The 25,446-nt window shown below is 62.2% G+C and carries 25 protein-coding genes and 1 pseudogene; 18 read left to right on the top strand and 8 right to left on the bottom strand.

Annotated features, from left to right (window positions below):
- Positions 1-15: 15 nt before the first annotated feature.
- Positions 16-1,104 carry an LLM class flavin-dependent oxidoreductase gene (locus GIR22_RS02000; RefSeq protein ID WP_154741674.1) on the bottom strand — a complete coding sequence of 363 codons (1,089 nt, stop codon included), beginning with the start codon at positions 1,102-1,104 and terminating at the stop codon, positions 16-18.
- A 471-nt stretch (positions 1,105-1,575) separates the two neighbouring features.
- On the opposite strand from GIR22_RS02000, the gene GIR22_RS01995 reads away from it, so the two are divergent.
- From GIR22_RS01995 to GIR22_RS01985, 3 genes are read left to right on the top strand one after another with little or no spacing between them, the layout of a single operon-like run.
- Positions 1,576-2,460 (top strand): ABC transporter permease, encoded by an 885-nt coding sequence (locus tag GIR22_RS01995; RefSeq protein ID WP_154741673.1) that lies wholly within the window; start codon positions 1,576-1,578, stop codon positions 2,458-2,460.
- A gap of 1 nt (position 2,461) precedes the next feature.
- Complete coding sequence (locus GIR22_RS01990; protein ID WP_154741672.1) at positions 2,462-3,274, top strand: ABC transporter ATP-binding protein; 813 nt, start codon at positions 2,462-2,464, stop codon at positions 3,272-3,274.
- A 25-nt stretch (positions 3,275-3,299) separates the two neighbouring features.
- Positions 3,300-4,316, top strand: a complete 1,017-nt coding sequence (locus GIR22_RS01985; RefSeq protein ID WP_154741671.1) for an ABC transporter substrate-binding protein — start codon at positions 3,300-3,302, stop codon at positions 4,314-4,316.
- 5 nt (positions 4,317-4,321) lie between these two features.
- On the opposite strand, the gene GIR22_RS01980 is transcribed toward GIR22_RS01985, so the two are convergent.
- Positions 4,322-5,230, bottom strand: a complete 909-nt coding sequence (locus tag GIR22_RS01980) for a LysR family transcriptional regulator (RefSeq protein WP_154741670.1) — start codon at positions 5,228-5,230, stop codon at positions 4,322-4,324.
- A 106-nt stretch (positions 5,231-5,336) separates the two neighbouring features.
- On the opposite strand from GIR22_RS01980, the gene GIR22_RS01975 reads away from it, so the two are divergent.
- Together GIR22_RS01975 and GIR22_RS01970 are read left to right on the top strand one after the other, a co-directional pair.
- The gene (locus GIR22_RS01975) at positions 5,337-6,734 is read left to right on the top strand and encodes an MFS transporter (protein ID WP_154741669.1); all 1,398 of its coding nucleotides are present in this window, start codon (positions 5,337-5,339) and stop codon (positions 6,732-6,734) included.
- Positions 6,731-8,005 (top strand): glucarate dehydratase family protein, encoded by a 1,275-nt coding sequence (locus tag GIR22_RS01970; RefSeq protein WP_154741668.1) that lies wholly within the window; start codon positions 6,731-6,733, stop codon positions 8,003-8,005. Before GIR22_RS01975 ends, GIR22_RS01970 begins: the two co-directional genes overlap by 4 nt.
- 88 nt (positions 8,006-8,093) lie before the next feature.
- Here GIR22_RS01970 and tatC read toward each other — a convergent pair whose 3' ends face one another.
- The 3 genes and pseudogenes from tatC to tatA form a co-directional block, all read right to left on the bottom strand.
- Positions 8,094-8,858: a twin-arginine translocase subunit TatC gene (tatC, locus tag GIR22_RS01965; RefSeq protein WP_154741667.1), complete on the bottom strand. Its 765-nt coding sequence runs from the start codon at positions 8,856-8,858 to the stop codon at positions 8,094-8,096.
- A 172-nt stretch (positions 8,859-9,030) separates the two neighbouring features.
- Positions 9,031-9,163 (bottom strand): annotated as a pseudogene (tatB, locus tag GIR22_RS26700) (Sec-independent protein translocase protein TatB); the annotation flags it as partial.
- Positions 9,163-9,381 (bottom strand): twin-arginine translocase TatA/TatE family subunit, encoded by a 219-nt coding sequence (gene tatA / locus GIR22_RS01955; protein ID WP_154741665.1) that lies wholly within the window; start codon positions 9,379-9,381, stop codon positions 9,163-9,165. The gene tatA and the pseudogene tatB, both read right to left, overlap by 1 nt.
- A gap of 161 nt (positions 9,382-9,542) precedes the next feature.
- Between tatA and gspK the strand changes: the two genes are divergently transcribed.
- Positions 9,543-10,508, top strand: coding sequence for a type II secretion system minor pseudopilin GspK (gspK, locus tag GIR22_RS01950; RefSeq protein ID WP_154741664.1), 966 nt, complete (start codon positions 9,543-9,545; stop codon positions 10,506-10,508).
- A gap of 138 nt (positions 10,509-10,646) precedes the next feature.
- Here the strand turns inward: gspK and GIR22_RS01945 are convergent, their stop codons facing one another.
- Positions 10,647-12,683 carry a PhoX family protein gene (locus tag GIR22_RS01945; protein ID WP_154741663.1) on the bottom strand — a complete coding sequence of 679 codons (2,037 nt, stop codon included), beginning with the start codon at positions 12,681-12,683 and terminating at the stop codon, positions 10,647-10,649.
- Positions 12,684-12,915: 232 nt separating this feature from the next.
- Here GIR22_RS01945 and GIR22_RS01940 point away from each other — a divergent pair, with 232 nt between their 5' ends.
- From GIR22_RS01940 to gspN, 12 genes are read left to right on the top strand one after another with little or no spacing between them, the layout of a single operon-like run.
- A complete protein-coding gene (locus GIR22_RS01940) occupies positions 12,916-14,568 on the top strand; it encodes a bifunctional UDP-sugar hydrolase/5'-nucleotidase (protein WP_154741662.1) in 1,653 nt (550 codons plus the stop codon).
- Positions 14,565-14,993 (top strand): pilus assembly protein PilZ, encoded by a 429-nt coding sequence (locus GIR22_RS01935; protein ID WP_154741661.1) that lies wholly within the window; start codon positions 14,565-14,567, stop codon positions 14,991-14,993. The genes GIR22_RS01940 and GIR22_RS01935 overlap by 4 nt, the downstream gene beginning before the upstream one ends.
- Positions 14,994-15,000: 7 nt before the next feature.
- A complete protein-coding gene (gene gspD, locus GIR22_RS01930) occupies positions 15,001-16,947 on the top strand; it encodes a type II secretion system secretin GspD (RefSeq protein ID WP_246207739.1) in 1,947 nt (648 codons plus the stop codon).
- Between the two features lie 5 nt (positions 16,948-16,952).
- Positions 16,953-18,401 carry a GspE/PulE family protein gene (locus GIR22_RS01925; RefSeq protein WP_154741831.1) on the top strand — a complete coding sequence of 483 codons (1,449 nt, stop codon included), beginning with the start codon at positions 16,953-16,955 and terminating at the stop codon, positions 18,399-18,401.
- Positions 18,401-19,603: a type II secretion system inner membrane protein GspF gene (gene gspF, locus GIR22_RS01920; RefSeq protein ID WP_154741660.1), complete on the top strand. Its 1,203-nt coding sequence runs from the start codon at positions 18,401-18,403 to the stop codon at positions 19,601-19,603. Before GIR22_RS01925 ends, gspF begins: the two co-directional genes overlap by 1 nt.
- 32 nt (positions 19,604-19,635) lie before the next feature.
- The gene (gspG, locus tag GIR22_RS01915) at positions 19,636-20,079 is read left to right on the top strand and encodes a type II secretion system major pseudopilin GspG (protein WP_154741659.1); all 444 of its coding nucleotides are present in this window, start codon (positions 19,636-19,638) and stop codon (positions 20,077-20,079) included.
- Positions 20,080-20,081: 2 nt separating this feature from the next.
- Positions 20,082-20,531 (top strand): type II secretion system minor pseudopilin GspH, encoded by a 450-nt coding sequence (gene gspH, locus GIR22_RS01910; RefSeq protein WP_154741658.1) that lies wholly within the window; start codon positions 20,082-20,084, stop codon positions 20,529-20,531.
- On the top strand, positions 20,528-20,893 hold the full coding sequence (locus GIR22_RS01905; protein ID WP_154741657.1) for a type II secretion system protein: 366 nt from the start codon (positions 20,528-20,530) through the stop codon (positions 20,891-20,893). The genes gspH and GIR22_RS01905 overlap by 4 nt, the downstream gene beginning before the upstream one ends.
- On the top strand, positions 20,890-21,480 hold the full coding sequence (locus GIR22_RS01900) for a prepilin-type N-terminal cleavage/methylation domain-containing protein (protein ID WP_178122040.1): 591 nt from the start codon (positions 20,890-20,892) through the stop codon (positions 21,478-21,480). Before GIR22_RS01905 ends, GIR22_RS01900 begins: the two co-directional genes overlap by 4 nt.
- Before the next feature lie 14 nt (positions 21,481-21,494).
- Positions 21,495-22,604 carry a type II secretion system protein GspL gene (locus GIR22_RS01895; protein WP_178122039.1) on the top strand — a complete coding sequence of 370 codons (1,110 nt, stop codon included), beginning with the start codon at positions 21,495-21,497 and terminating at the stop codon, positions 22,602-22,604.
- Positions 22,601-23,038, top strand: coding sequence for a type II secretion system protein GspM (gene gspM, locus GIR22_RS01890; RefSeq protein ID WP_154741655.1), 438 nt, complete (start codon positions 22,601-22,603; stop codon positions 23,036-23,038). Before GIR22_RS01895 ends, gspM begins: the two co-directional genes overlap by 4 nt.
- Positions 23,035-23,703: a type II secretion system protein N gene (gene gspN, locus GIR22_RS01885; protein WP_154741654.1), complete on the top strand. Its 669-nt coding sequence runs from the start codon at positions 23,035-23,037 to the stop codon at positions 23,701-23,703. The genes gspM and gspN overlap by 4 nt, the downstream gene beginning before the upstream one ends.
- Positions 23,704-23,748: 45 nt before the next feature.
- Here gspN and GIR22_RS01880 read toward each other — a convergent pair whose 3' ends face one another.
- Positions 23,749-24,111: an ethanolamine utilization protein EutQ gene (locus GIR22_RS01880; protein WP_154741828.1), complete on the bottom strand. Its 363-nt coding sequence runs from the start codon at positions 24,109-24,111 to the stop codon at positions 23,749-23,751.
- 2 nt (positions 24,112-24,113) lie between these two features.
- On the bottom strand, positions 24,114-25,445 hold the full coding sequence (locus tag GIR22_RS01875) for an NAD(P)/FAD-dependent oxidoreductase (RefSeq protein WP_154741653.1): 1,332 nt from the start codon (positions 25,443-25,445) through the stop codon (positions 24,114-24,116).
- Position 25,446 lies beyond the last annotated feature (1 nt).

The following is a 25,446-nucleotide window of genomic DNA, read 5'->3' as shown; positions in this document are numbered from 1 at the left end:
TGGGTCAGGTGGGGTTCAAGCAACTTTTTCCGTCGCCAGCCGCTCTCGCTCGGCTACCAGTTTGCGGGTCAGTGGGATCAGGTGCTTGCCATAGTCGATAGCGTCGTCGAGTGGGTCGAAGCCGCGGATCAGGAAGGTAGTGATGCCCAGGTCGTAGTAGTCGAGCAGGGCTTCGGCCACTTGCTCCGGGGTGCCCACCAATGAGGTGGAGTTGCCCTGTGCGCCCAGTAGGCCAGCAATGCCGGTCCATAGGCGTTTATCCAGGCGCGAGCCTTGGGCCGCTGCCGCCAGCAGGCGCCGCGAACCTTCGTTAGGGGGCGCGCGGCGGACAAAACCGTTCTGTTCGGCGAGTGCGGTGGCCTGTTGCAAGATGCGCTCGGCGCGCTCCCAGGCCAGCTCTTCGGTGTCCGCCAGAATCGGGCGCAGCGACAGGCTGAAGCGAATCTCCCGGCCATGTTTGGCAGCTTCGGCGCGCACCTGATTCACCACCTCACGCACCTGTTCATAGGTTTCACCCCACAACGCGTAGACATCTGCCTGCTTACCCGCCACCGCGATGGCCGCCGCTGATGAACCTCCGAAATACAGCGGAATGTGCGGCTGTTGCGGCGACTTCACGGCTGAGTGCGCGCCTTCGAATTGGTAATACTTGCCTTGATAATCGAAGGGCTTTTCGCTGGTCCACTCCTGGCGTACCACATCAAGGTATTCATCAGTGCGCGCATAGCGTTCGTCCTTGTCGATGTAACTGCCATCGGCACGCAGTTCGCGATCATCGCCACCAGTGATGATATGCACGGCGGTGCGACCACCATTGAGCACATCCAGGGTCGCAAACTGCCGCGCCGCCAGGGTGGGCGCCGCGAACCCCGGCCGATGAGCGATGAGGAATTTCAGTTTTTTCGTCACGCTGGCGGCATGGGAGGCAATCAGCGTGCTGTCGGGACTGTTGGAATGAAACGCCACCAACGCCCGGTCAAAGCCGGCTTCTTCATGGGCGCGCGCGACGTTCTCCACGTACTCGGGCTGTAAAACGGGGCCGCTGCGAGGATGGATCTCCGAGGCGTGATGGCCGCCGATGTAGCCGATGAATTCAATACTCATGGTCAGTTCCTTGTCGTTGGTAGGGATCAGAAGTCATACGCCAGCATCGTGTGTCGACCGAGTTGGCGCCGCTATTGCCGCTCGAGTGCTGCTGCGCTCGATGTCTTCGGCCTTGATTCAATCCTCCACCTGGCATCGGGGGTCGGTCTGTACTGACGAAAGTAGGCGTAACAGGGTGAGGTTGTGAAATGCCGTTTTGTTCTATGTTAATTATTAAATTAATTAATCACTAAAAAGGATAAATATCAGGTATGTGCATTTTAGGCGAGGTGTCGAACGCAGGTAGCAAAAGGTGCGGGCTACGTCGGTTTACTATGCAAATAATTTATCCACGCCATCGTATATCTGATTTTTAATCATATTAGGTTATTCCCAAAAAGAATTTCACTGGGGTTTTTTATGCGAATAGCATGAGTCCGAAGTAGATGCATGGCGCCTCCGGCCATGGTCTTTAAGCGGAAGGAAGCCTGAATGAGCGCAAAGACTGTCGAGACACCGAGCACCAGCAGTTCGCTCTTCATCGATAAGGCCGTTCGCCTCAACGCAACTGAGCAGGGCGTGACGAAGCTGCTTCCCGATAGGCTGCGCAATTGGCGAACGCCTGAAGCGTTATTGCGGTTGGTCAGCCCTATCGTGCTGCTGTTGTTGTGGGAACTGGCGTCACGTTGGGGACTGATTCCGCAGCGGGTCATTGCCGCACCGTCGCAGATCGGTGGCACGCTCTGGGCCATGATCGTCTCGGGGGAGCTCGGTAAGCACCTGTGGGTTTCGTTGCAACGGGCACTCTTGGGGTTAAGCATTGGGGTCTCCATCGGCGTGGCCGCGGCGCTGGTCAGCGGGCTGTCGAAGCGCGGTGAAGTGGTCCTCGATTCACCGATGCAGATGCTGCGTACCATCCCTTCGCTGGCCCTGGTGCCGCTGTTCATTCTTTGGTTCGGTATCGGTGAGTTCACCAAGATTGCGCTGATCGTGACCGGCACCACCTTCCCGGTGTACCTGAACCTGTTCGCCGGCATCCGCAACATCGATCCCAAGCTGATCGAGGCGGCTAACACCCTGGGCCTGAATCGGCGGGAGTTGATCTGGCATGTGATTCTGCCGGGCTCCTTGCCCTCGTTTTTCGTCGGCCTTCGCTACTCCCTGGGGATTTCCTGGCTGGCCCTGGTGTTCGTCGAGCAAATCAACACCACCGCCGGCATCGGCTATCTGGCCAGTGATGCACGGGACTTCATGCGCACTGACGTGATCGTGATCTGCCTGCTCATTTACAGCGTCCTGGGCCTGTTGATCGACGGACTGATCCGCACGCTGGAGCGTTCTGCCCTGGCCTGGCGCCCAACTTTTGTGAGGAACTGATATGTCGAGCATCGACCTTGTGGACACGTCCAAGCCCGCGCACCCGGTAGCGCCGGTGCAACTGCGCAATGTGGTGCGCCAATTTGGCGAACAGCGGGTCATCGACGGCCTGGACCTGGACATCGCCCCTGGGGAATTCGTGGCGCTGCTCGGCGCCAGCGGTTCGGGCAAGACCACCTTATTGCGCAGCCTGGCCGGCCTGGACAGTATCGACAGCGGCCAGTTGCGAGTGCCCAAGGCACGGGCGGCGGTGTTCCAGGAGCCCCGGCTGATGCCCTGGAAGCGTGCCTGGAAGAACGTGATTCTCGGTCTGCACATTCCCAACGCCAAGGGCCGTGCGGTGCAGGCCCTGACCGAAGTAGGCCTGGCCCATAGGCTGGAAGCCTATCCAGCGACGCTTTCCGGCGGCGAGGCTCAGCGGGTGGCACTGGCCCGCGGTTTGGTCCGCGAGCCTAAGCTGTTGTTGCTCGACGAGCCGTTCGCTGCGCTCGATGCGTTGACCCGCATTCGCATGCATCGGCTAATCATCGACTTATGGCGTAAACACACACCAGCGGTGCTGTTGGTGACCCACGATGTGGATGAAGCCATTCTGCTGGCCGACCGGGTGATCGTACTGGCCAACGGCAAGATCGCCGAGCAACTGACAATCGATCTGCCCCGGGCTCGTGACAGCGGTCAGGAAGGCTTCCAGGCGATCCGCACGCGGTTGTTGAAACTGTTGGGGGTTGAAGCGGTGGAGCCTGCGGCCCAGGTAGTAGAGCCGGCGCGTCCGCTCCCTGACAACAGCACCCGGCGTTTTGCCCATGGTTGATCTTTTTATGCAGGGACGTTCCGACATGCCGAAGCGCTTTTGGAAAACCACGGTTGTGCTGTTGTCGGGCGCGGCGCTGTTGCTCAGCGGCTGCGGCGAAACGAAGTCGTCATCGGCCAAGGCTCCTGACTTGTCCAGTGTGACGCTGGTGCTGGGCGATCAAGCCAAAGGCCTGCGCACAGTGGTCGAGGCAGCGAACGCGCTGGAGGGTATCGAGTACAAGGTGCAGTGGGCGAACTTCCAGGGCGCGGCACCGCTGTTCGAAGCTCTGCGGGCGGGGGCTGTCGACCTGGCGCCGGCGGGTGATACGCCGGTGCTCGCGGCAGCCACGGGCGGCACGCCGTTGCGGATTGTCGCGGTGCGGCGCGGTCAGTCGCGAAGTATCGCGATTCTGGTTCCGCCGGACTCGACGATTCGCAGCGTTGCCGACTTGAAAGGCCGTAACGTTGTGGTGTCGTCGGCCCGAGGCAGCATTTCCCAGTACCTGCTGATCCGCGCACTGGCCAATGCCGGGATCGACGAGAAAGACGTCAACGTGGGCTTTGTTCTGCCAACTGACGCCTTGCCCGCGTTCAACGCCGGGAAAATCGAAGCCTGGGCGACCTTCGGTGTGTATCAGGCATTCGCTGAGCAGCAGGGCGCTCGGGTGCTGATTACCGGGGAGGGTATCAACTCGGGGCTGACGTTTATCACGGCCAGTGACGAGGACTTGAACGACTCGCTCAAACGCCAGGCGTTGAGCGATGTGCTGCAGCGCTTCGCCAAGGCATTCGAATGGGCGCAGCACAATCCCGAGGAGTACGCCCGGGTGTTCGCCAAGGTCAACGACATACCTCTTGAGGTCTCCCAGACGCTGCGCAAATGGGGCGACGAATCGCTGGCGCCGGTGGAATCACGAGACGTCCAGGCTCTGCAGCAGGTCGATGATTTGTTCGTGGAAAAGAAGATCTTTCCCCACCGGGTCGATGTGCAAACACTGACGGATGACCAGGTTTTTTCCCTGGCACCTTTGGCACTGACGCAATCGGAGCCGGCGCCTTGATGGCCTCATTGCCCACTGTCCCAGCCTTCGTGCACGGCGGTGCGAATAGCCTCCAGCAGCATCGCAAAAGCCGGGTTGTCATTATTTTCCCGCCAGATGAGGTGCAGCTCACTCTGCGCGCCTTCGCCCAGGTCGATATCGCGGAACACCACATTCTTGAACACCACGCTGCTTGCGCAGCGCGGCACCAGGGCCAGGCCCATGCCGGCGTTGACCAGGGCCAGAATAGTCAGGGACGAACCCAGCCATTGCACGTACTCCGGTGCAACGCGGGCCGAGCGTAGCAGGCCGGTCAGCAGCTCGTTGAACGGTGGGTAGGCCGAGTGGGCGTACATCAGGAAGGGTTGGGCGTCCAAGTCCTGCACCGTGACCTGGTCGGCATGCGCCAGGCGATGGGTGTTCGGTACGGCGAGTACGAAGGGCTCGCGCACCAGGCATTCGGTGGCGTAGCCAGGCTCCAGCAATGGCGTACGTACTATGCCCAGATCGATGCGCCGGGCACGCAGGGCCTCATGTTGCTGATAGGTATTCATCTCCGCCAGATCGATCTTCACGTGGGGCTGCTTGAGCCGCGCCTCGGCGATGACCTTGGGCAAAAACTCATATACCGCACTGCCGACGAAGCTGATATTGACAGTGCCGATATCGCCTTCGGCAAAGCGGCGTGCGGTCACGGCCGCTTGCTGGGCGCGCTCCAGCAGGTTCTGGGCTTCTACGAAAAATGCGCGGCCAGCAGCGGTGAGCGCAACGCTGCGCGTGGTACGGGCGAACAGCTCCACACCCAAGTGGTGCTCCAGCAATTGGATCTGCCGGCTGAGGGGCGGCTGGGTCATGTTCAACCGTTCCGCGGCCCGACGAAAGTTCAGTTCGGTGGCCACCGTGGTGAAGCAGCGCAGTTGAGTCAGTTCGAACATTGATCTAATCCGTGTATCAATCGAATGCCAAGTTAGATTAGACGGGAACAATACACGGCGTCCATCATTGACTCGTCCCTAAAAAAACAATGATTGGGAGTCGCCCTTGAATACCCTCCATAACCCGCCAGACCCGACTGTGCTCGCCCGTGCGGCGGCAAAGGTCAAGCGTCACGTACTGCCGCTGTTCGTGGTGATGTTCATCGTCAATTACATCGACCGGGTCAATATAGGTTTTGTACGCAGCCATTTGGAAACCGACCTGGGCATTGGCGCTGCGGCCTATGGCTTGGGTGCAGGATTGTTTTTCATTGGCTACGCCATCTTCGAAGTACCGTCCAACATGCTCCTGCAGCGCTACGGCGCGAGGGCCTGGTTGACGCGCATCATGTTCACCTGGGGTGCGGCGGCAATGGCGATGGCCTTTGTCCAGGGCGAAACCAGTTTCTATGTGCTGCGCTTTATCCTTGGCGCCGCCGAAGCCGGGTTTTTCCCCGGCATCATCTATTACTTCACCCAATGGCTGCCGGCCACCGAGCGCGGCAAGGCCATGGCAATCTTCCTCAGTGGCTCGGCCATCGCCTCGGTGATCTCGGGGCCCGTGTCGGGAGCGTTGCTCAATGTCAGTGGCTTGAGCCTGCATGGCTGGCAGTGGATGTTCCTGATCGAAGGTTTTGCCTCGATTGTGCTTTGCGGGTTTGTCTGGTTCTGGCTGCAGTCCCACCCCCATCAAGCCACGTGGCTCAGCGCCGAAGAAAAACACGCACTGGTCAGTGCCATCGAACTGGAGCAGCAGGCGCGTGAAGCGACCCAGACCACCCGGCCCTCGGTGTTCAGGTTGCTGGCCGACAAGCAGATCGCACTGTTCTGTTTCATCTACTTCTCCATTGCCCTGACCATCTATGGCGTGACCTTCTGGCTGCCCAGCATGATCAAGAAAATGGGCGACATGGGCGACTTCCAGGTGGGCTTGTTCAACTCCATTCCCTGGTTGATTTCCATCGTCGCCATGTACGGCTTTGCCTCCCTGGCCAGCAAATGGAAACACCAGCAGGCGTGGGTCGCCCTGATGTTGGTGATTGCCGCGTTCGGCATGTTCATGTCTACCACCGGTGGGCCGGTGTTCGCCTTTGTCGCCATCTGTTTTGCCGCGATCGGCTTCAAGGCTGCCTCCGCGCTGTTCTGGCCGATCCCACAGGGTTACCTGGATGCGCGTGTCGCTGCAGCGGTGATCGCCTTGATCAACTCTGTCGGCAATCTGGGTGGCTTCGTTGCGCCCACTACGTTCGGTTTTCTGGAGCAGAGCACCGGCTCCATCGAGGGTGGGCTGTATGGCTTGGCCGCCACCTCGCTGGTAGCGGCGGTGGTGGTGTTTTTTGCCCGCACTGCGCCTCGCAGTGGCGCCCCACGCCCACCCAGCACACCGCCTGCAGAACGTGTCACTGCAAAATCAACTGTCCATCAACACGCCTTGCGCTCAGATCCACAGGGAGCCTCCTCTTGAAAATCGTCCGCGTTACCGTCACCCCGATTGCCTTCCGGGACCCGCCACTGCTTAACGCCAGCGGTATTCACGAACCCTTCGCGTTGCGCTCGATCATCGAGATCGAGAGCGACACTGGCTACATCGGTCTGGGTGAGAGCTACGGTGATGCCCCTGCATTGGCGATCCAACAGCAAGTCCAGCAGCAACTGATCGGCCTTGATCCCTTCGATCTGAACGGTTTGCGCGCCATCGTCCAGGCCACCGTGGCCGCATGCAAACCGGTCACGCTTGCCGGTGCGGAACTGGCACCGGGGTCCCATGCCAGCAAGGCAGTGAGCAACGCATACTCGGCATTCGAGGTGGCCTTTCTCGACCTGCAGGCGCACTCATTGAATGTGCCCTTGGTGGATTTGCTGGGTGGGGCAATCCGCGACCAGATACCGTTCAGCGCCTACCTGTTCTTCAAGTATGCCGAACACGTGGGTTCACCCTACAAACCCGACAGCTGGGGTGAAGCCCTCAACGAAGAACAGATTGTTGCCCAGGCCCGGCGAATGATCGAAACCTACGGCTTCAAAAGTATCAAGCTCAAGGCCGGCACCCTGGAGCCTGCGCATGAAGTGTCGTGCATCAAAGCGTTGAAAAAGGCATTTCCCGGAGTGCCGCTGCGCATTGACCCGAACGGCAACTGGTCCCTGGAAACCTCGATTCGCATGGCCGAATTGTTGGGTGATGACCTGCAATATTACGAAGACCCGACCCCAGGCCTGGCGGGCATGGCCGAGTTGCACAAGCGCACCGGCTTGCCCCTGGCGACCAATATGGTGGTCACCGACTTCGACGAATTCCGTCGCAGCGTGGCGTTGAATAGTGTGCAAATCGTGCTTGCCGATCACCACTATTGGGGCGGCCTGCGCGACACCCAGGTGTTGGCAAAGATGTGCGACACGTTTGGCCTGGGCGTGTCGATGCACTCCAACTCGCACCTGGGCATCAGCCTGATGGCCATGGCCCATGTCGCAGCGTCGGTGCCCAACCTCGATTACGCCTGCGACACCCATTACCCTTGGCAAGAGCCGGACGAAGAGGTGATCAAGGGCGGCAAGCTGCCTATCGTCGATGGTTGCGTGAAGATTACGCGCGCGCCAGGGTTGGGCCTGGAGCTTGACCATGACCAACTGGGCAAGCTCCATGACCAATACCTCAGTTGCGGAATTCGCCAGCGCGACGACGTGAAACAGATGCAGCGCTATCAACCGGACTGGAAGGCCGTCAAACCCCGTTTCTGAAGCGTGTCGCAGCTTTTGCCCGGTAGTACCTGTATGCGGGCCTCCGGGCTTTTTTGTTTGTGTGTTAAGCCGCCGCTTTGGCGGTCTTTCAATTCACGGCTTCCGGTAACGGTGCTTGCGAGCGTGGCTTGCTGACCGACCTGCTGGCCAGAAGCCCCAGCTCAAACAGCATCCACATTGGTACCGCCAGCATGGTTTGCGAAAACACGTCCGGTGGCGTCAGCAGCATGCCGACGACAAAGCAACCGACGATGATGTAGGGCCGGCTTTTTTGCAGGGTCTGCACGTCCGTGATGCCGGCCCAGATCACCAGGAAGGTGGCGACCGGGATTTCAAAAGCCAGGCCGAACGCCAACAACAGCGCGAGGATGAAATCCAGGTACAGAGCGATATCGGTCATCATCGTCACGCCGTCCGGCGTAACGCTGGTAAAGAAGCCGAACATCATCGGGAACACCAGGAAAAAAGCAAACGCCATGCCGGCGTAAAACAGCAACACGCTGACAGCCAGCAACCACGCGGCAATGCGCCGTTCCTGGCGGTACACCGCCGGCGCGATCATGCCCCAGACCTGATGCAGCAACAGCGGCATGCTGATGAACAGGGCCAGCATCATGGTCAGCTTGAGCGGCGCCAAAAAGGGTGAGGTCACCCCGGTAGCAATCATGCTGGCGCCTGCGGGCAAGAACTCGCGCAGCGGCTGAGAGACGAAGCTGTACAGGCGCTGGGCAAAGGGAAACAGTGCGCAAAACACCAGGACGATGGCCAGCAAGCAACGCAGCAGGCGCGAGCGCAACTGCGCCAGGTGGCCGGTCACTGACAGGGGCCGGGCAGGTGAGGGCAGGTGGTTCATGGGGAGAGTTGTCCAGAGGGGAGGCCGCTCTCGGGCGGTGGCGCGGCGGCTGGCGTGGGGTCCAGGCGGATGCCTTCGCGCAGTTGCTGTTCCAGTTGGCGCAGTGGCGGGTGATCGATACCTTGCAGCAGATGCGCGTTGTCCAGTTCCTGGGTCACCTGGGCCTTGAGCATATTCATCGCGCGCTTGGCCCGGCCCAGCCACAGGCCGGCATTGCGTGCGGCAATCGGCAAGCGCTCAGGGCCCAGCACCAGCAGTGCTACCAGGCCCACCAGCAGCAGTTCACTGAAGCCGATATCGAACATCAGTGTTTGCTTTCTGCGGATCGACTCTGTGCGGCATCCATCTCAAGGCCGGCTTTTATCGGGTCCTGCTGAGCGTTGGGTTCGCTGCCCATGGAAGAACGAAAGCCCTTGATTGCCTCACCAACATCGCTACCCAGTCCTTTCAGGCGACGAGTGCCGAACAACATGACCACGATCAGCAGCACGATGACCAGTTGCCAAATCCCTATACCACCCATATCGACACTCCAAGCCATTGATTTGAAATATGAAGGCGCAGTGTGCCGAGGCTTTGTGACGCTGCGGTGACGTTTTTGCAGGATTTGTATGAGCCTGCCACCTGGTTGAAACATCCACTGTGTTGACTGTCGTCAGGTTGTTCAATGAAGGTGGCGCGGCAATGTACAAAAAGCGACAGCAGGGGGCGGCGCTATTGATGGTGCTGGTGGCCCTGGCGATGCTGGCGGGCGGTATGGCCTGGATGGTCGAACAGGGGCGCCAGGAGGTCGACAGTGTGCGCCTGGTCCAGCAGCGGGTGCAGGCACGGGCAATCGAGCGGGCGGCGCTGGCCTTTACCCAACAGGCGCTGCAGGATCCGCTGTGGCGCGCCAGCCCGCTGTTCTGGCAAGCCATGCGCGGGCAACCCCTGAGTTACGACTTCAAGGGCGGCAAGGCGAGTATTCGCATTCGCGACCTGCACAGCTGTTTCAACGTCAACGCGTTGATCGGCCCCGAAGCCGAGCGTGCGCAACGCCAGTTGGTACATTTGCTGGGTGCCGACATGGCCGCCGAGCGTCTGGCCCAGACCCTGGCCGACTGGCTCGACGCCGACCAGCAAACGCGCCTGCAAGGTGCCGAAAGCAACGAGTACCTGCGCCAGTCGCCGCCGCGCTTGGCGGCCAATCAGTTGATGCGTGACATCAGCGAGTTGAACCTGTTGTCGACCCCCGATGCCGTCCGGGCCTTGCGCTACCCACAATTATGCAGCCTGGCCGAGACCTCTGGCTGGCGCCTGAACGCCAATGCGTTGAGCCTGGATATGCTGGCGCTGCTGGATGCGTTGTATGAAGGCGAAGTGTCGCGCTCGTTGCTGACGCGCCTGGTCAGCGCGCGACCTGCGGGGGGCTATCGCGACGCCAGCGACTTGCGCCAAGCCCTGGGGGCGCTGGATGACGCGACGTTCGAGCGTTTGAGCGAAGGCTTGCAGCTCAACGGCGACCACTTCCTGTTGCAGTTGGATATTGAACTGGATGGCCAGCGGTTTCGCAGCCAGTACCGGGTCGAGGCCCAGGGTGTGGTGAAGTGGCACGCCCGGGTGCCGGCTCAGGGCATGCTGCTGCGCTCGCGCGAACCGATGCCGTTATAGGTTCCAGGCAGACTGTAGGAGCGAGCTTGTTCGCGAAGAACGCATAGGCGACGCGTATATCCAGGATGCACACGTAATCGTTGACGTTTTTCGCGAGCAAGAACCAGGCGTCCCTCGCTCCTGCAATGGCCGGATTTGTTAGGCGATTGCCAGTTCACCCCCGTCGGCGCGCTGGATCACCACGGTGCTGGCGCGTGGACGCACGGTGCCGGCGGTGACATCGGTGGCCACGTCGGTAGATGGCCAGTTCTCCGGGTGCTGGATGTTGACGAACACTGTCTTGTTGTCCGGGGTAAAGGTCACCCCGGTCACTTCCGCACCGTTAGGCCCGACGAAGAATCGCCGCAGGTCGGCCTGGTTCTGGGCGCTGACCGGCACTTGTTTGCCCTGGGCGTCGACCAGGTTGGTGGGAATCACCACCAGCATTTGGTCGTTGGTGTAGCTGGTGATAGTTGATTCGCCGTTGTCAGTCTGGATCCACATCACCCCACGGCTGTCGAAGCTCATGCCGTCCGGGCTGGCGAACTGGTTCAGCGCGGTAAGGCCGCTGCGGTTGATGTCCGGGGTGCCAGCGGCGTTGGCGCCAAAGACGAAGATGTCCCAGGTGAAGGACACCTGATTATCGGCGTCATGCCAACGCATGATATGCCCGTGCTTGTTGTTGACGCGCGGGTTGGCGGCGTTGGCCACGGTGCGGCTGGTGTTGTTGGTGAGCGTCAGGTAGACGTCGCCATTGAGCGGGTTGACCGAGGTCCACTCGGGGCGATCCATGGGCGTGGCGCCCACGGCGTCGGCGGCGCCACGGGTGTTGAGGATTATCCCCGGCAGGTCGGTGAACTTTGCTCCCAGGGTGCTGCCATCGGTGGTGGCGCTGGCCACGTCGAGCAGCAACCAATCGCCACTGCCGTCGGCATTGAAGCGGGCCACGTAAAGTTTGCCGCTGTCCATGTACTTGGCGCCGGTTGCCAGGCGATTGCTCGGGTTGGCGTCGGCCGGGTCCCACAGCGCAGTGGAGACGAACTTGTACAGGTACTCGTTTTGCGAGTCGTCGCCGCTGTAGAACACCACCGGCTTGCCGGCGGTGGTCAGGCCTGGCCAGCAACCTTCATGGCGGAAACGGCCGAGGGCGGTGCGTTTCACTGCGCGGGTCGTGGCATCGTAAGGATCAATCTCGACGATGTAGCCATAGGTGCTGGCTTCATTACGGTAGTCGTCGGTCGCCGTGGCGCCGGTCGGGGTCACGTCGAAACGACTGAACTCTTCGGCCACCTCGCTCGGGTCGCCGGCGGCGGTTTCCCAGCGATAGTTGCCGTTGCTGGTACCCACGCCGATGCGCACTTGGTCCGCTGGCCGAGTTCCGCTTTTATTGACGAAAACCCCTGGCCAGTTTTCTTCGCAGGTGAGGTAGGTACCCCATGGGGTGTAGCCATTGCCGCAGTTGTTGTTGGTACCGCGGGTCTGGGTACCGGTCGGCGAGAACTTGGTCTTGACGTGGTCGGTGCCTTTCATCGGGCCTGCCAGGTCCATGACCGTGGCCGTGGTGAAGCGGCGGTTCAGCGGGTCGTTTTCAATCACCTGCCAACGGCCGCCGACCTTGGTCACGCGCATCACGCCGCCGCCGTGGGCGTTGATTTCCTTGCGTACTTCTTCGGCTGGGCGTATGCCGCCGACCAGGGTCGGACCAGACGGGTGCAGAGCGGCTTGGTCGATATATTCGTGGTTGATGGCGATCAGGCCATCGGTGGAACTGCCATTGATGGGGAAGAAGTGCATGCCGTCGTGGTTCATGCCCACCGAGTTGACCTGGTCGGTCGAGGTATTGCTGCCGTCGCTTTTCCAGGCGGCGGCGTTGCTGTTCAGCGGCGTGCCCCAGGGTGCCAGGACGTGGGCAGTGTAGCCGGCAGCCACGGTGCAGGCGTCGGTGAGAGAACCGGGGATCGACTTGAAGCCCAGCTTCAGCCCCGGCTCGGGGGTCGGAGTAGGGGGAGTGTCGTTGTCTGAACCACTGTCGCTGTCAAAGCATCCCGTCAGGCCGGTACCGGCAATCATGGCGATCGCGGCGCCGAGCCCGCCACGTACCACACTGCGGCGGCTCAGGTAGGCAGTGAGTACCGATTCCATCGGCTCATTGAGGCTCAGGTTGCGATTCTGGTTGTCGCCAGTCTCTCGACTCATTTCATCAGGCCCTTTTATAAATCACGATTGTTTGAAAGGAGCCGGAACTGTAAGAGTCAAGTGTGATGATTCTTTGGCGGTTTTGTTAAAAATGGATTTAATTCCATTTCTTTTATTTCCTTTTGTTACAAGGGCTAACATTTTACCCTTGTTAGAAAACTGACATTAAACCGTCATTAATTGCCCCCCACTATGCCGCCCTTGTGAGAGTTGGCTTCAGGGTGAGGGATCAATGGCTTCAATGGTGCGGCGCGATGTATTGGGATGGATGACGCTGGGCGCCTGTGCGCCTTGGCTGGCCGGCTGCTCCAGCCTGGGGGCGGCGGCGGGGCCGCAGGACAGTCAGCCGGTGGACCTGTTGTATATCGCCGACACCCTTGATGCACGCCTGCCCGGTCGCCCGGTGGTGCCCGCCACGCGCCTCGGCCCGGCGACACGGATCGGCCAGCCGCCCTGGATTACCGGGGCCAATGCGCGTTTTCGTCAAGTCGATGGCAGCCAACTGGATGGTTTGCTGGATGCCTCCTTGAGTGACACCGTGGAAACCGGAGGCTACGCGGTACTCGGTGCTGTGCTGCAACGTTTGCGTGATGAAGCGGGCCAGGACAATAGCTTGACCCTGGAAAACGGCCAGTGCTGGAACGGCAGCGGCCTGGCCTACCTGACCCGAGGCCTGTCCGGGGTCCAGGGCAGCCAGTTGCTTGGCAGCGAAGTGCGGGTCAGCAGCGATGAACGCGTACTGTGGCCGGAACAATGCCAGGGGCTGTACCACCAGTTCGGCCATCCGGTGCTTGGCGCCGGGCTGGCCAGCGACAGTGCACAACGCCTGGCCACCCCCGGCATGAGTGTGTTCCGGCGCGGTGGCGTGCGCATCGCCGTGGTGGGTATCACCGACCCTTATGCGCGGGATCAGAAAGCCTCCTTGAAGCAATGGCTGCACAGCCTGCAACCGGTATTGACCCAGGCCCGGGCCGAAGCCGACCTGGTGGTGGCCCTGGCAGACGTCGGCACCGGCCCGGGGTTCTGGCTGGCCGAGCGCCTGAGTCAGGTCGATCTGGTGCTTTGTGCCCGAGGCCAGGATTTGTGGCCGCAACCGGTGGAAGTCCTGCAAAGCTCGGGCAAGCGGGTTCCGGTGGTACTGGGCGGGACCCGAGCCAGCGGCACGTTTCGTATCCGCTGCCAGGCGCAGGCTGGGCAATGGCGCTTTGACGCACGTTTTTATCCGGCCCAGGGCACTGCCCTGGATGCCGCTGGCCAAGCCCATGCCCAGCGCCTGCAACAATCCTTGCAACAACAACGTGCGGCCCATGCTGGCTGGCTGGATCAACCATTGGCCAGGGCCCCGGAAAACCTCTGGCGCCGCGATGTGCGTGCTGGCAGTTGGGATCGCTTGTTGCACCAGGCCCTGGCCCCGCAGCCCGAAAGTGCGGTGCTGCTGCCTGGGTTGCGCTACGACAGCCCCTTGGCGCGCGGCCAGATGATTACCCGCGAGCACTTGATCAGCCTGAGCGCCAGCTACCCGGCGCCGGTGGTCGATGTGCCGGCGCAACAGGTGCGGCAGGTGTTGGAGAACGCCGCCGAGCAACTGTTTGGCGAGCCGTTGCTGCTCGATAACAGCCAGGACCTGCCGCGCTGGCTCGGTCAGCCCTGGCAAGTCTCTTATAGCCCTGGCGGCAAACGGGTCAGTGAGTTTGCCGAGCCTGTCGGCACTTGCCGCACCTTTGGCCTGGGCTTTGCCGCCGATGCCGGGCAGCCCTTGTGGCAGCACGTGGAAGGCTGGTTGCGTGAGCAGCCGACGGATTGGCAATTGGCGCCATTGCAACTGCCCGAAGTGCGCTACGTGCAGGGGCACCCGGGGTGGCACCCACGGAGCCTGGTCAGTTGAGCCGTGCGGGCGGCCTGTTCAATCTATTGCTGGTGACCCTGTTTGCCTGGCTGGCGGCGCGCTGTGTGCTGCAGCTCTGGCACGGCGTCGCACAACCGGTCGCGCCGTACCCGGCACCGGCGCCGGTAGCCGGCCTGTTGCATGGCCACTGGACGCCGCGCCAGGCGCCCAGCAGCGACCTGCCGCTGACCATGCTGAAGGTCGATTACCTGGGCAGCCTCAAAGCCAGCCAGTTACGCGCCACGGTGGTGGTGCTGCGTTACCAACAACAAGAACGCACGCTGACCTTGGGTCAGCGCCTGGCCCCGGGCATCGTCTTGCAGGATATCGATGCGCGCGGGCTGATTTTCGACAATCAAGGACAGCGCGAGCGCCTGCCGTGGCCGCCACAACGGCCGGTGATCGGCCTCAAGCGCCAGGAATGAGCTGACTATGCACATGATCAATAAATGCCTGGGCCTGACGGCGCTGTGCCTGGCCTTGAGCTTTACCCCGGCCAGCGCCGAAGAAGAAACAGCGTTGTATGAAGTCAATTTCATCGACACCGAACTGACGGAATTTATCGACAGCGTGTCGCGCATCACCAACACCACCTTCATCATCGACCCACGGGTCAAGGGCAAGGTCACGGTGCGCAGCATCGAGATGCTCGGCAGCGAAGAAATCTACGACATCTTTCTCGCCCAGTTGCGCGCCCAGGGCTTCGCCGCGGTCGACCTGCCCAACGGCAGCGTGAAGATCGTGCCGGACCAGGCCGCACGGCTGGAGCCGGTGCCGGTGGAGTCTTCGCGCCAGGACGCGAAAATCAATGACGGCATGGCCACCCGGGTGTTCAGCGTGCGCAACGCCGCCAGTGAACAGATGCTCAACATCCTCAAGCCATTGATCGACCCCCGGGTCGGAGTGATTACCCCATATCCCTCGGCCAACCTGCTGGTGATCACTGACTGGCGCAGCAACCTGGACCGCATCGACGATCTGCTGCTGCAACTTGACCAGGTCAGCCAGGAACCTCTGGAAGTGCTGCCCCTGGCCAATGCCAGCGCGAATGACACGGCACAATTGATGACGCGTCTACTGGCCCGTGAGCAGGGCGCCGACAGTGCCCAGGTGATCGCCGACCCACGCAGTAACGCGTTGCTGGTGCGTGGTAGCGCCGACAGCCGGCAGCGTGTGCGCGCGCTGCTCAAACAGTTGGATCAGCCGCAAAGTGCATTGCGCACCTCGAATACGGTGGTGATGTATTTGCGTCATGCCAACGCGGCCGAGGTGGTCAAGGTGCTACGCGGCTTGAGCCAGGACGCAGGCGGCGCGGCTGAAGGCGTCCCTATTGAAGGCGAGCAGAAGCAGGTTGCAGCCAGTTCCTCAGGCATTCGCATGGAGTCGGAGGAGGGCACCAACGCGGTGGTGATGGTGGGGCCGGACAGCGAAATTGCCGCCTACCGCTCCATCGTCGAACAGTTGGATATTCGCCGCGCTCAGGTGGTGGTCGAGGCGATCATTGCCGAAGTCTCCGACACCCGCGCCCAGGAGTTGGGGGTGCAATGGCTGTTCATGGGCAACTCCTTTGGCGGCGGTACGGTCAACTTCACCAACAGCGGTGCGAGCATCACCAGCCTGGCGGCGGCCGCTTCAAGCAACGACACTGCAGGCTTGAGCAAATTGCTGGCCAATGTGCCGGGGGTCACCGCAGGTGTCGGCAACCTCAACGGTGGCGGACTGAACTTCCTCGCGCTGCTCAATGCGCTGAAAAGCGAAAGTGGCTTCAACCTGCTGTCGACCCCGACCTTGCTGACCCTGGACAACGCCGAAGCGTCGATCCTGGTGGGCCAGGAAGTGCCCTTCGTCACCGGCTCCGTGACACAAAACAATACCAACCCCTACCAGACCATTGAGCGTAAGGAAGTGGGGATCAAGCTGCGGATCAAACCGCAGATCAATATCGACAACACGGTGCGTTTGGATATCGTCCAAGAGGTCTCGTCGATCGCCGACAGCAGCGGTGCCAGCGATGTGATCACCAACAAGCGCGAGATCAAGACCAAGGTCATGGTCGATGACAACGGCCTGGTGGTGCTCGGCGGGTTGATCGGCGACGAGGCCAAGACCGGTGACCAGCGGGTGCCGTTGCTCGGTGATATTCCCTACCTGGGGCGGCTGTTTCGCTCTACCAACAGCCAGCGCACCAAGCAGAACCTGATGGTGTTTATCCGCCCGCGGATCGTACGCGACGGTGACACCCTGGCCCAGCTCAGCAGCGAGAAGTACCGCAACCTCAAGGCCAACTCGACGCTGGCGTTGCCGGCGCTCTCGGACAGCAACGCCTTGTTGCAGCTGTTTCCAGCCAGCCGCGAGCGTCTGGATGAGGGTACATGGTGAGTACTCTGTTGCCCTATCGGCTGGCGCGCCAGGCAGGACTGGCGCGGGCGCCGGCTCCTGAGGGCTGGGCTTTGTGGCTGCGTGAGGATGTCGACACCGATGCCTTGCAGGAAGTGTTGCGGGTCCACGGCTTGCCGTCGGCGGTCGAGCACCTGGACCCGGCCCAGTACGAACTGCGCCTGGGCGGCTTGTACCAGGCCGGCGAGTCGGCCACCGCAGCCTTGATCGAGGGCATCGGCGAGCACGTCGACCTCGACAGCCTGATCAACGAACTGCCACGAATCGAGGACCTGCTCGAGAGCGACAACGAGGCGCCGGTGATCCGCCTGATCAACGGGTTGTTTGCCGAGGGCTTGCGTTTGCGGGCTTCGGATATTCATATCGAGACCTTCGAGCAAAGCCTGGTGGTGCGGCTGCGGGTCGATGGTCATCTGCGCGAAATTTTGCGGCCACCCCGGGCCTTGTCGGCGATGCTGGTGTCGCGGATCAAAGTCATGGCGCGGCTGGATATCGCCGAAAAACGCCAGCCCCAGGATGGGCGCATCACCCTACGCTCGGGCGGCCGCGAGGTGGATATCCGCGTTTCGACCTTGCCCGGTATCCACGGCGAGCGGGTAGTGATGCGGGTGCTGGACAAGCAGGCCAACCTGTTGGACTTGAATAACCTGGGCATGCCCGCTGAAGTCGAGCGCGACTTGCGTGCCTGCCTGTCGCGGCCCAACGGCATCTTGCTGAGCACTGGGCCAACCGGCTCGGGCAAAACCACCACGCTCTACGCCAGCCTCAATACGTTGAACGATGGCTCGTGCAACATCCTCACCGTCGAAGACCCGGTGGAATACGCGATTACCGGCATCGGCCAGACCGCGATCAACCCCCGCGCCGGCATGACCTTCGCCAGTGGCCTGCGGGCGATTCTGCGTCAGGACCCGGATGTGATCATGCTCGGTGAAATCCGTGACCAGGAGACCGCGCAGATCGCGGTGCAAGCCAGCCTCACCGGGCACCTGGTGCTCTCGACGCTGCACACCAACAGTGCGGTGGGCGCGGTGACCCGCTTGCGCGACATGGGCATCGAACCCTTCCTGATCGCCTCCAGCCTCAAGGGCGTAATGGCCCAGCGCCTGGTGCGGCGCTTGTGCCATTGCGCCACGCCCGTGCCATTGCAGGCCGCCGAACGCCAGTTGTGGCCGGAGTTGGCGCAACTGGACCAGAGCTTTCACCCCCAGGGCTGCGAAGACTGCCAGGGCAGTGGTTACAACGGGCGTATCGGGCTCTACGAATTCATCACACTGGATGCCGGGCTGATCAGCTTGCTGTACGACGGCGCCAGCGAAATGGCCATGCATGAATACCTGGCGGACAAGCGCCAGAGCCTGACCGCCATGGCCACTGACTGCCTGCGCCGTGGCGAGACCAGCCTGGAACAAGTGCTGCGCGCGGTGCGCGACTGATGCCTACGTATCGCTACCAGGCGTTGGACCTCCTTGGGCGTCGCCGCAAAGCCAGTATCCAGGCCGAAAGCGAGCGTCATGCCCGCCAATTGCTGCGCGAACAGGGACTGTTCGCCCGTGAGTTGCAGGTGCAAAACTCAAGCTTGGCCAGCCCGCGTGGGCAGCGCTTGAGCCATGCACAACTGTGTGAATTGACGCGCCAGTTGGCCACGTTATTGAGCGCCGGCATTCCCTTGGTGGATGCCTTGGCCACCCTGGAGCGCCAACTGGCAGAACCTGCCATTCGCAACTTGTTGGTGGCGGTGCGCGGCGCGTTGGGTGAAGGTTTGAGCCTGGCCCAGAGCCTGCGGCGCCAGGGCGGGCAGTTCAATACGCTGTATTGCGCGCTGGTCGAGGCTGGGGAGCGCTCCGGCAAGTTGGCACCGGTGCTGGAGAGGCTGGCCGAGCACCTGGAACAAGTCCAGAAGCAACGGCACAAGGCCCGCACTGCGCTGATTTACCCCGCGGTGCTGATCCTGGTGTCGATGGCGGTGGTGATCGGCCTGATGGCCTTTGTCGTGCCCAAGCTCACCGAACAATTCAGCCATACCGGGCAGAGCCTGCCGCTGATTACCCGAATATTGATCGGCGCCAGCGAGGGCTTGGTGATGCTCGGTCCGTGGTTGTTGGTGCTGGCCTTGCTGCTGGGGTTGCTCGCCCGGTTCTTGCTGCGCCAGCCCGTGTGGCGCTTGCGTCGCGACCGCCTGGCATTGCGCTTGCCGCGTATCGGCACGTTGCTTTCGGTGCTGGAAAGTGCGCGGGTTTCACGCAGCCTGGCGATTTTGCTCGGCAGTGGCGTGCCGTTGCTCGAGTCACTGGAGGTGGCAACCGCCACCGTCGGTAACCGACAGATCCACCAGGCCCTGGAAGCGGTGCGTGAACAGGTGGAAGGCGGTGTGACCCTGTACCGCGCGCTGAGCGCCAGCGGGCACTTCCCGCCGATGCTGTTGAACATGGTCGCCAGCGGCGAGGCCAGCGGCACCTTGCCCGACATGCTCGAGCGGGTCGCCGACAACCAGGAACGTGGTTTTGCGCGGCAGGTCGACCTGCTGCTGGCGTTGTTCGAACCCTTGATGATTTTGCTGATGGGCGCGGTGGTGCTGTTCATCGTGTTGGCGGTGCTGTTGCCGATCATGCAGCTCAACCAGGGCCTTAGCTTTTGAAAGTAGAGAACCTAAAAATGGAGATCCAAGTCATGTCTGGCAATCGTGTGTCCAAGCGTCGCGAGCGCGGTTTCACCCTGATGGAAATCATGGTGGTGATTTTTATCATCGGCCTGCTGATTGCCGTGGTCGCGCCCAGCGTGCTGGGCAGCCAGGACAAAGCCATGCGCCAGAAGGTCCTGGCGGACCTGGCGACCCTGGAACAGGCGCTGGACATGTACCGGCTCGACAACCTGCGCTTCCCCAGTTCCGAGCAAGGCTTGCAGGCCCTGACCAGCAAGCCGGGCATCGAGCCGCTGCCGCGTAGCTGGCGCGCCGACGGCTACATTCGTCGCCTGCCCCAGGACCCGTGGGGCAATGCCTATGGCTACCGCACGCCGGGCCAGCATGGCCGGGTGGACATCTTTTCGCTCGGCGCCGATGGCCAGGAAGGTGGCGAAGGTACCGACGCCGACATCGGTAGCTGGAACCTCTAGGCATGCAGCGCTGCCGCGGGTTCTCGCTCCTGGAAATGCTGGTGGTCTTGTTGATTGTCGGTTTGTTCAGTGCCCTGGGTGTGGCCTCGCTGGATGCCGGCCAGGCTCCGATGCACCAAGCCTTGGCGCAGTTGGCCAACGAGGCCCGCACGCAAGCGGCCGTGGCCCGGCATAGCGGGCAACTGCTGGGCTTGCGCTGGAACGGCCGGCAGCCGGAGTTCGTGCGCTGGCAACCGGGGCGTGGCCAGCCGTCGTGGCAGGTCCAGTCGTCGCGCACCACGCCCTGGCCGGCAGGGCTGCAGCCTGACTGGCCGGTGAGTGCCGCGCCGCAGGTGATGTTCACCCCCTCGGGGCTGGCCCGCCCCGTGTCGTTGACCTGGCGCTGGGCCGAAGGCCGCCAGCGCTGGCAATGGCGCGCGGACAACACTCTACAGATTGCGACCCAGCCATGAAGCGCCAACGCGGTTTTACATTGCTCGAAGTGACGGTCGCCCTGGGTATTGCCGCGCTGATGGCGGTGATGGTCAGCCAATTGTTGCGCCAGCGCATCGCGACCCATCAAGCGGTAGCACAACACCGCATCGGCACTTTGTGCGCACGGGAACTGGAGACGCGGTTTGGCGTGGAGCGGTACTGGCCGCAGATCAATACGGTGGCAGGGGAACTGCGCCAGGGACACACCACCTGTTACTGGCAATTGCGGCTGGGCAACACCGGGGTCAATCGCTTGCGTCGTGGGGAATTGTCGCTGTTTGCCGACTCCGAGCAGCGCCAACCGTTGGGCCAGTTCAGCCTGTTTTTGGTGCGCCCGTGAAGGCGCCGCAGCGTGGGTTGACCCTGATCGAACTGTTGGTGGCGATGGCGCTGACGGCGGTGGTCGGGGTGTTGCTGGCGGCATTGGTCAATGGCTGGATCAAGGTTCGCGAGCGTCTTGAGGAGCCCGGCAGCGAACCCCGGGTGCTGGAGTTCTGCCTGGCTTTGGAGCGCCGCTTCGATGCCCTGGTGTTGCGCCAGTTGTACGAGCAGCGCTTGCCCGAGGGCCTGGCCTGGCTGGATTGGCAGCCCGCGCTTGGGCAACTGCAATGGGTGGCCCTGGCTGCCTGGCCGCCGGCAGAGGCCGCCTCGCGCGTGCAACGCCAGCGCCTGGTGTTTGATGCCCGGCAAGCGCGCTTGAACCTCTTTACCTCGCCAGACCTGTATGCCGCCGGGAAACCGCGTTGGGAGCTTCGCGAGTCACTGGAGCATATCGACCGCGCTGCCTTGAGTTTTTACCAGGGTACGCGCTGGCTGGCATTTCCTTCCACTGTTGCCGCCCAGCCCAATCGTGGCGTGCGGATCGAGTTCGAGCATCATGGAGCACCTTATGTCTGTACCTTCGCCTTGCCCGATACCCAGCCATGAGTCGGAGCTCGAGCATGTTTGAACGTCTGCGGGCCAAACCGCGACAGTGGTTGCTGGTGCGTCCGCCGGCCACCCCCGATCGCCCTTGGCAATGGATGCACTACGCCGCGCAGCAGGCCCAGTCCAGCGGCGCCTGGCCGCCGCCGGCAGCGTATCTGGAACTGCCCGGCGCGCTGATCATTCCAGCTCTTGATTGCAGCCATTTCTGCCTGCCGGCCCCCCCGGGGCTCAAGCGCCATGAGTGGCCGCAACTGTTCGAGGAGTATGCGCAACAGCCCGCCGAAGAGTTGCTGGTCAGTTGTTTGTCCCGCGAGTCCGGGCAGCTTGAGTTGCTGGTGATGCGGCGCCAGCAGGTGCAGCAATGGTTGGCCGAGTGTGCGGCGCTTGGGGTGCAGATCAGCCACGGCTGGGCCGAACTGCAATTGTTGCCGCAACCTGAGCCTGGGCACGCGGTGGGCTGGCAGCGTGAACAGTTGCTGTGCCTCAAGGCGCATTCCCGGCAGTGGCTGGTGTGGCCGCGGGTGTTCGGTGAACGCTTGCCGCAAGCCTGGCGCGAGCTGCCTGCCGAACCACTTGAGGGGGACTGGCCGTCGCGCCTGGCCTGCCTGGATCAATTGCCCAGCGTGTTGGAAGATGCGCGGCCCCTGCGTACGCGCGAGCGTCGAGCACCGGTGATGAGCGGCGTGCAGCGGCGCCTGCTGCTTGGTTGTGGGTTATTGGCGGCTTGTTGGGGGGTGGTTTATCTGGTCCAGACCCTGCACCAACTCGATGCCTGGAAAGCACAGGTAAAGGCCGTGGCCGGGCCGTCCAATAACCTCCAGCAAGCCCGTATGGCACTCACGCGCCTGCAGAATCAGGAGACCGACTGGCGAGTACGCCAGCAACAAATTGTGGCCCTGGAGCAGGCGCTCTCGACCTGGCTGCAACAGCAGCCTGGCTGGTCGGTGTCGAGCAATCAGCTTGATGGCCGGTTCTGGCGCCTGGGCCTGCGTGGCAACGGGCCTCGACCGGCGCCGGCCGAGTGGCAAGCAATGGCCCTGGCGGCCGGCGCCCAGTTGAGTGCCGAGCCCCAAGGTGGTGCTGCTGATTTGCAACTGAGTTTCGATTTGGGAGAGCAGCCATGAGCGCCCGGATGCTGGAGTACCTGGCCAGTTTCAAGCAACTGCCGCCGCTGCGTCGCTATTGCCTGCTGGCAGGCTGGTCAATGGTGCTGCTGTTGCTGCTGGTGTTGTTGACACGGCCGCTGCTGGCGGCCTGGCAAGACGCGCGACAGTGGCAGGTATTGGCGCAACAGGCCCGCACATTGATGCCGCCTGCGGGGTTTACCAACGAGCAGTGGCAAGCGCTGGCTGCGTCGCGACAGTGGGTGCTGACCCGTGTCGAACAGCAGGGCGATCGCTGGCAGTTGCAAGGCGAACTGCCCGGGCCCCAGGCCCTGCAGCAATTGTTGCGCACTGTGCAGGAGCAGGGCGGCCGGCCGCTGCAGTGGAGCCTGGCGCAGGGCGGCCAGGGCTATGCCTTCAGCCTGGAAGTGGCGGATGGGGCGGTTCGGCCATGAGTCGCGCCATCGCATGGGGGGGCTTGGTGTTTGTGCTGACCTTGCTGTTGGAGTTGCCAGCGGCCTTTGTCGCCCGGCAGTTGGATTGGCCGCCTGGCTGGCAGCCCGGCGGGGTCTCGGGCAGCGTATGGGATGGCCGTGCCACCCGGCTCGGCGTCCTGGGGCCGGTCGAATGGAAGGTCCGGCCCTGGGCGCAGGATGCGCAGTTGAACCTGGGCTTTCAACAGCGAATCTGGGAGCTGTCGATTCACGGCTGGCCCTGGAACTGGCAGGCGCAGTTGGCTCCCCGCGCGGTCAGCGCCTTGCCCCCGACGACGTTCGTGCTGGACGGCAGTTGGGAGGGGCGATTGCAGGTCAATGGCGCGGGGCGTACCTGCCGCACCACTGAAGGTGCGCTGCTTGGCCACGATCTTGCGCTGCTGAGCCCGTGGATGGTCAACCTGGGTAGCACCCGGGTCGAGCTGCAATGTAGAGATGGGATGCGCCTGCTGGCGGACCTGCAGTTACCCGCAGAGCACAGCTTCAAGGTCCAGGCCGACCCGCAGCGCCAGCGCTTGCAGGTAGACGGGCGGGTCGAGCCGGGCGCCGCGGTGACCCCGCTATTGGTTCAGGCACGCTGGCTGCAACCCCCCGGGCAGACCTTCAGCAAGGTGCTGGGTAAGTAAGGGCCAGGCTCCTGCTCTATGCTGTCCCTCTTGCCTGCGTAAGACTCATTCCAATCCATGTTGTCGCTTCCAGTCGCCCGGATAAACAACGTATCCAAACAACGCGTACCCCCCATAAACCAACTCAGTTCCCTCGGGGATCCACAGCATTTGCCCTGGCTCAACTCGGTAGTGTTCGTGGTTGGCTTTAAGCTCGAAGCATCCTTCAATCACGAAAATAACCTCGTCGTAGAGGACAGTCCAGGCCACTTCGGCACCCTCCCAACGCGCGAAGCCGATACCCAGGTTTGGCGAGATTTCATTGCTCAAGGCCCGCGCGACAGCCGCCTTGCCAGGTGGGCCGCCGCGGTGAACAAAGTCGAGATCACGGTGGTCGATCAACCGCACCGGCCCTTTGCTGGAAAGCATTTTCACAGTTCGCTCCTGCTGTTCCACGCGGCCATGCGAATACGCGTGCGCACCCCCAGGCCCAGCAGCGGCTCAGGTGGGTTTCGCGATGGCATGCCAGTCACCGCTTGGATGTCTTGCAAGTGCCTCGACTCTGCTCCCACCGCCAGGTCCGCCAGCAAGGCCCCGGAGATCGTGCCCCAGGCCGCGCCTACGCCATTATCGCAAGCAGTGGCATAGACCCCGGTTTCCAGCTCGCCGAAGAAGTTCGTGAAGTTACGTGAGATCGCGTAGACGCCCCCCCAGGTATGAGTGAATGGAACGCCGGCCAGTTGCGGGTAGCGAGCCAGCAACGCCTTGCGATGCCCTGCGCGAATTTCTTCGCGTGTCGCCTCGTTTACGCTTTTGCCGTAGCGCGGCACGTGCTTATACGTGTTACGGATGATGAGGCGGTTGTCTTGGGTCATGCGCACGGTGGTACCGGCGTGGTCGGCCGGGGTCAAGCCCCAGTCGGGCTGTATGCCGATGGCTACCATCTCCGCCTGGCTTAACGGTCGGGTCCAACTGGCGAATGTCATGACCGGCAGCAGCCGACTGCGCAGGTAGCCAAACTCCTGAGTGAAGATACTGGTGCCCAGCAGCAGGCTTGGAGTACGAACCTGGCCATCGCTACCTTGCAACAGCCATTGACCCTTGCTGTCACGCTTGAGGCCCAGGATCGGTGACTGCTCAAGCAGTTCGACGTTTTTTGGCAGTGAGTCGGCCAGACCGCGAACCAGCGCTGCCGGCTGCATCAGGTAACAGCCCGGCGTATACACGGCGCGGCTGTAGTGGCGGGTGCCGATGACGTTAGCCAATTCGTCTCCCTCAACGCTTCGAAACGGCTCGCCCAGCTCCGTCATCAGGCGCTCGAAATGCTCCAGGTAGGCGAGCCCTCGCGGGCCGACAGCCCCCTGATATTTACCGGCATGAGACCACTGGCAGTCGATCTGGTGTTGTTGGACCAGTCCTTGCAATTGATCGATAGCCGCGCGATTCAAACCAAGCAGGCGCTGCTTGTGAGCCGGATCTGGATGTTCAAGGGCCATTTTATGTGGCAGGTCTATGACAAAACCGGAGTTGCGTCCGGAGGCACCGTAACCCACGCGCTGGGCATCGATCAGTACGATGCGTGCACCGGGCTTTTGTTCGGCCAGGCGGCGAGCGGCGGCCAAGCCTGCAAAGCCTGCACCGATCACTGCGTAGTCGGCCTGCTGTTGGCCGCTCAGGCGTTTGGCAGGAGCGGGCGAGGGCAGCGCCCCATACCAGCCGCAGTCATGGTCATCATGGGGCAGGTGCATGGTTGGACTGTTCATA

This window comes from Pseudomonas karstica (assembly GCF_009707515.1).
Taxonomy (GTDB): Bacteria; Pseudomonadota; Gammaproteobacteria; order Pseudomonadales; family Pseudomonadaceae; genus Aquipseudomonas; species Aquipseudomonas karstica.
This window is presented reverse-complemented; position numbering and strand designations above follow the sequence as displayed.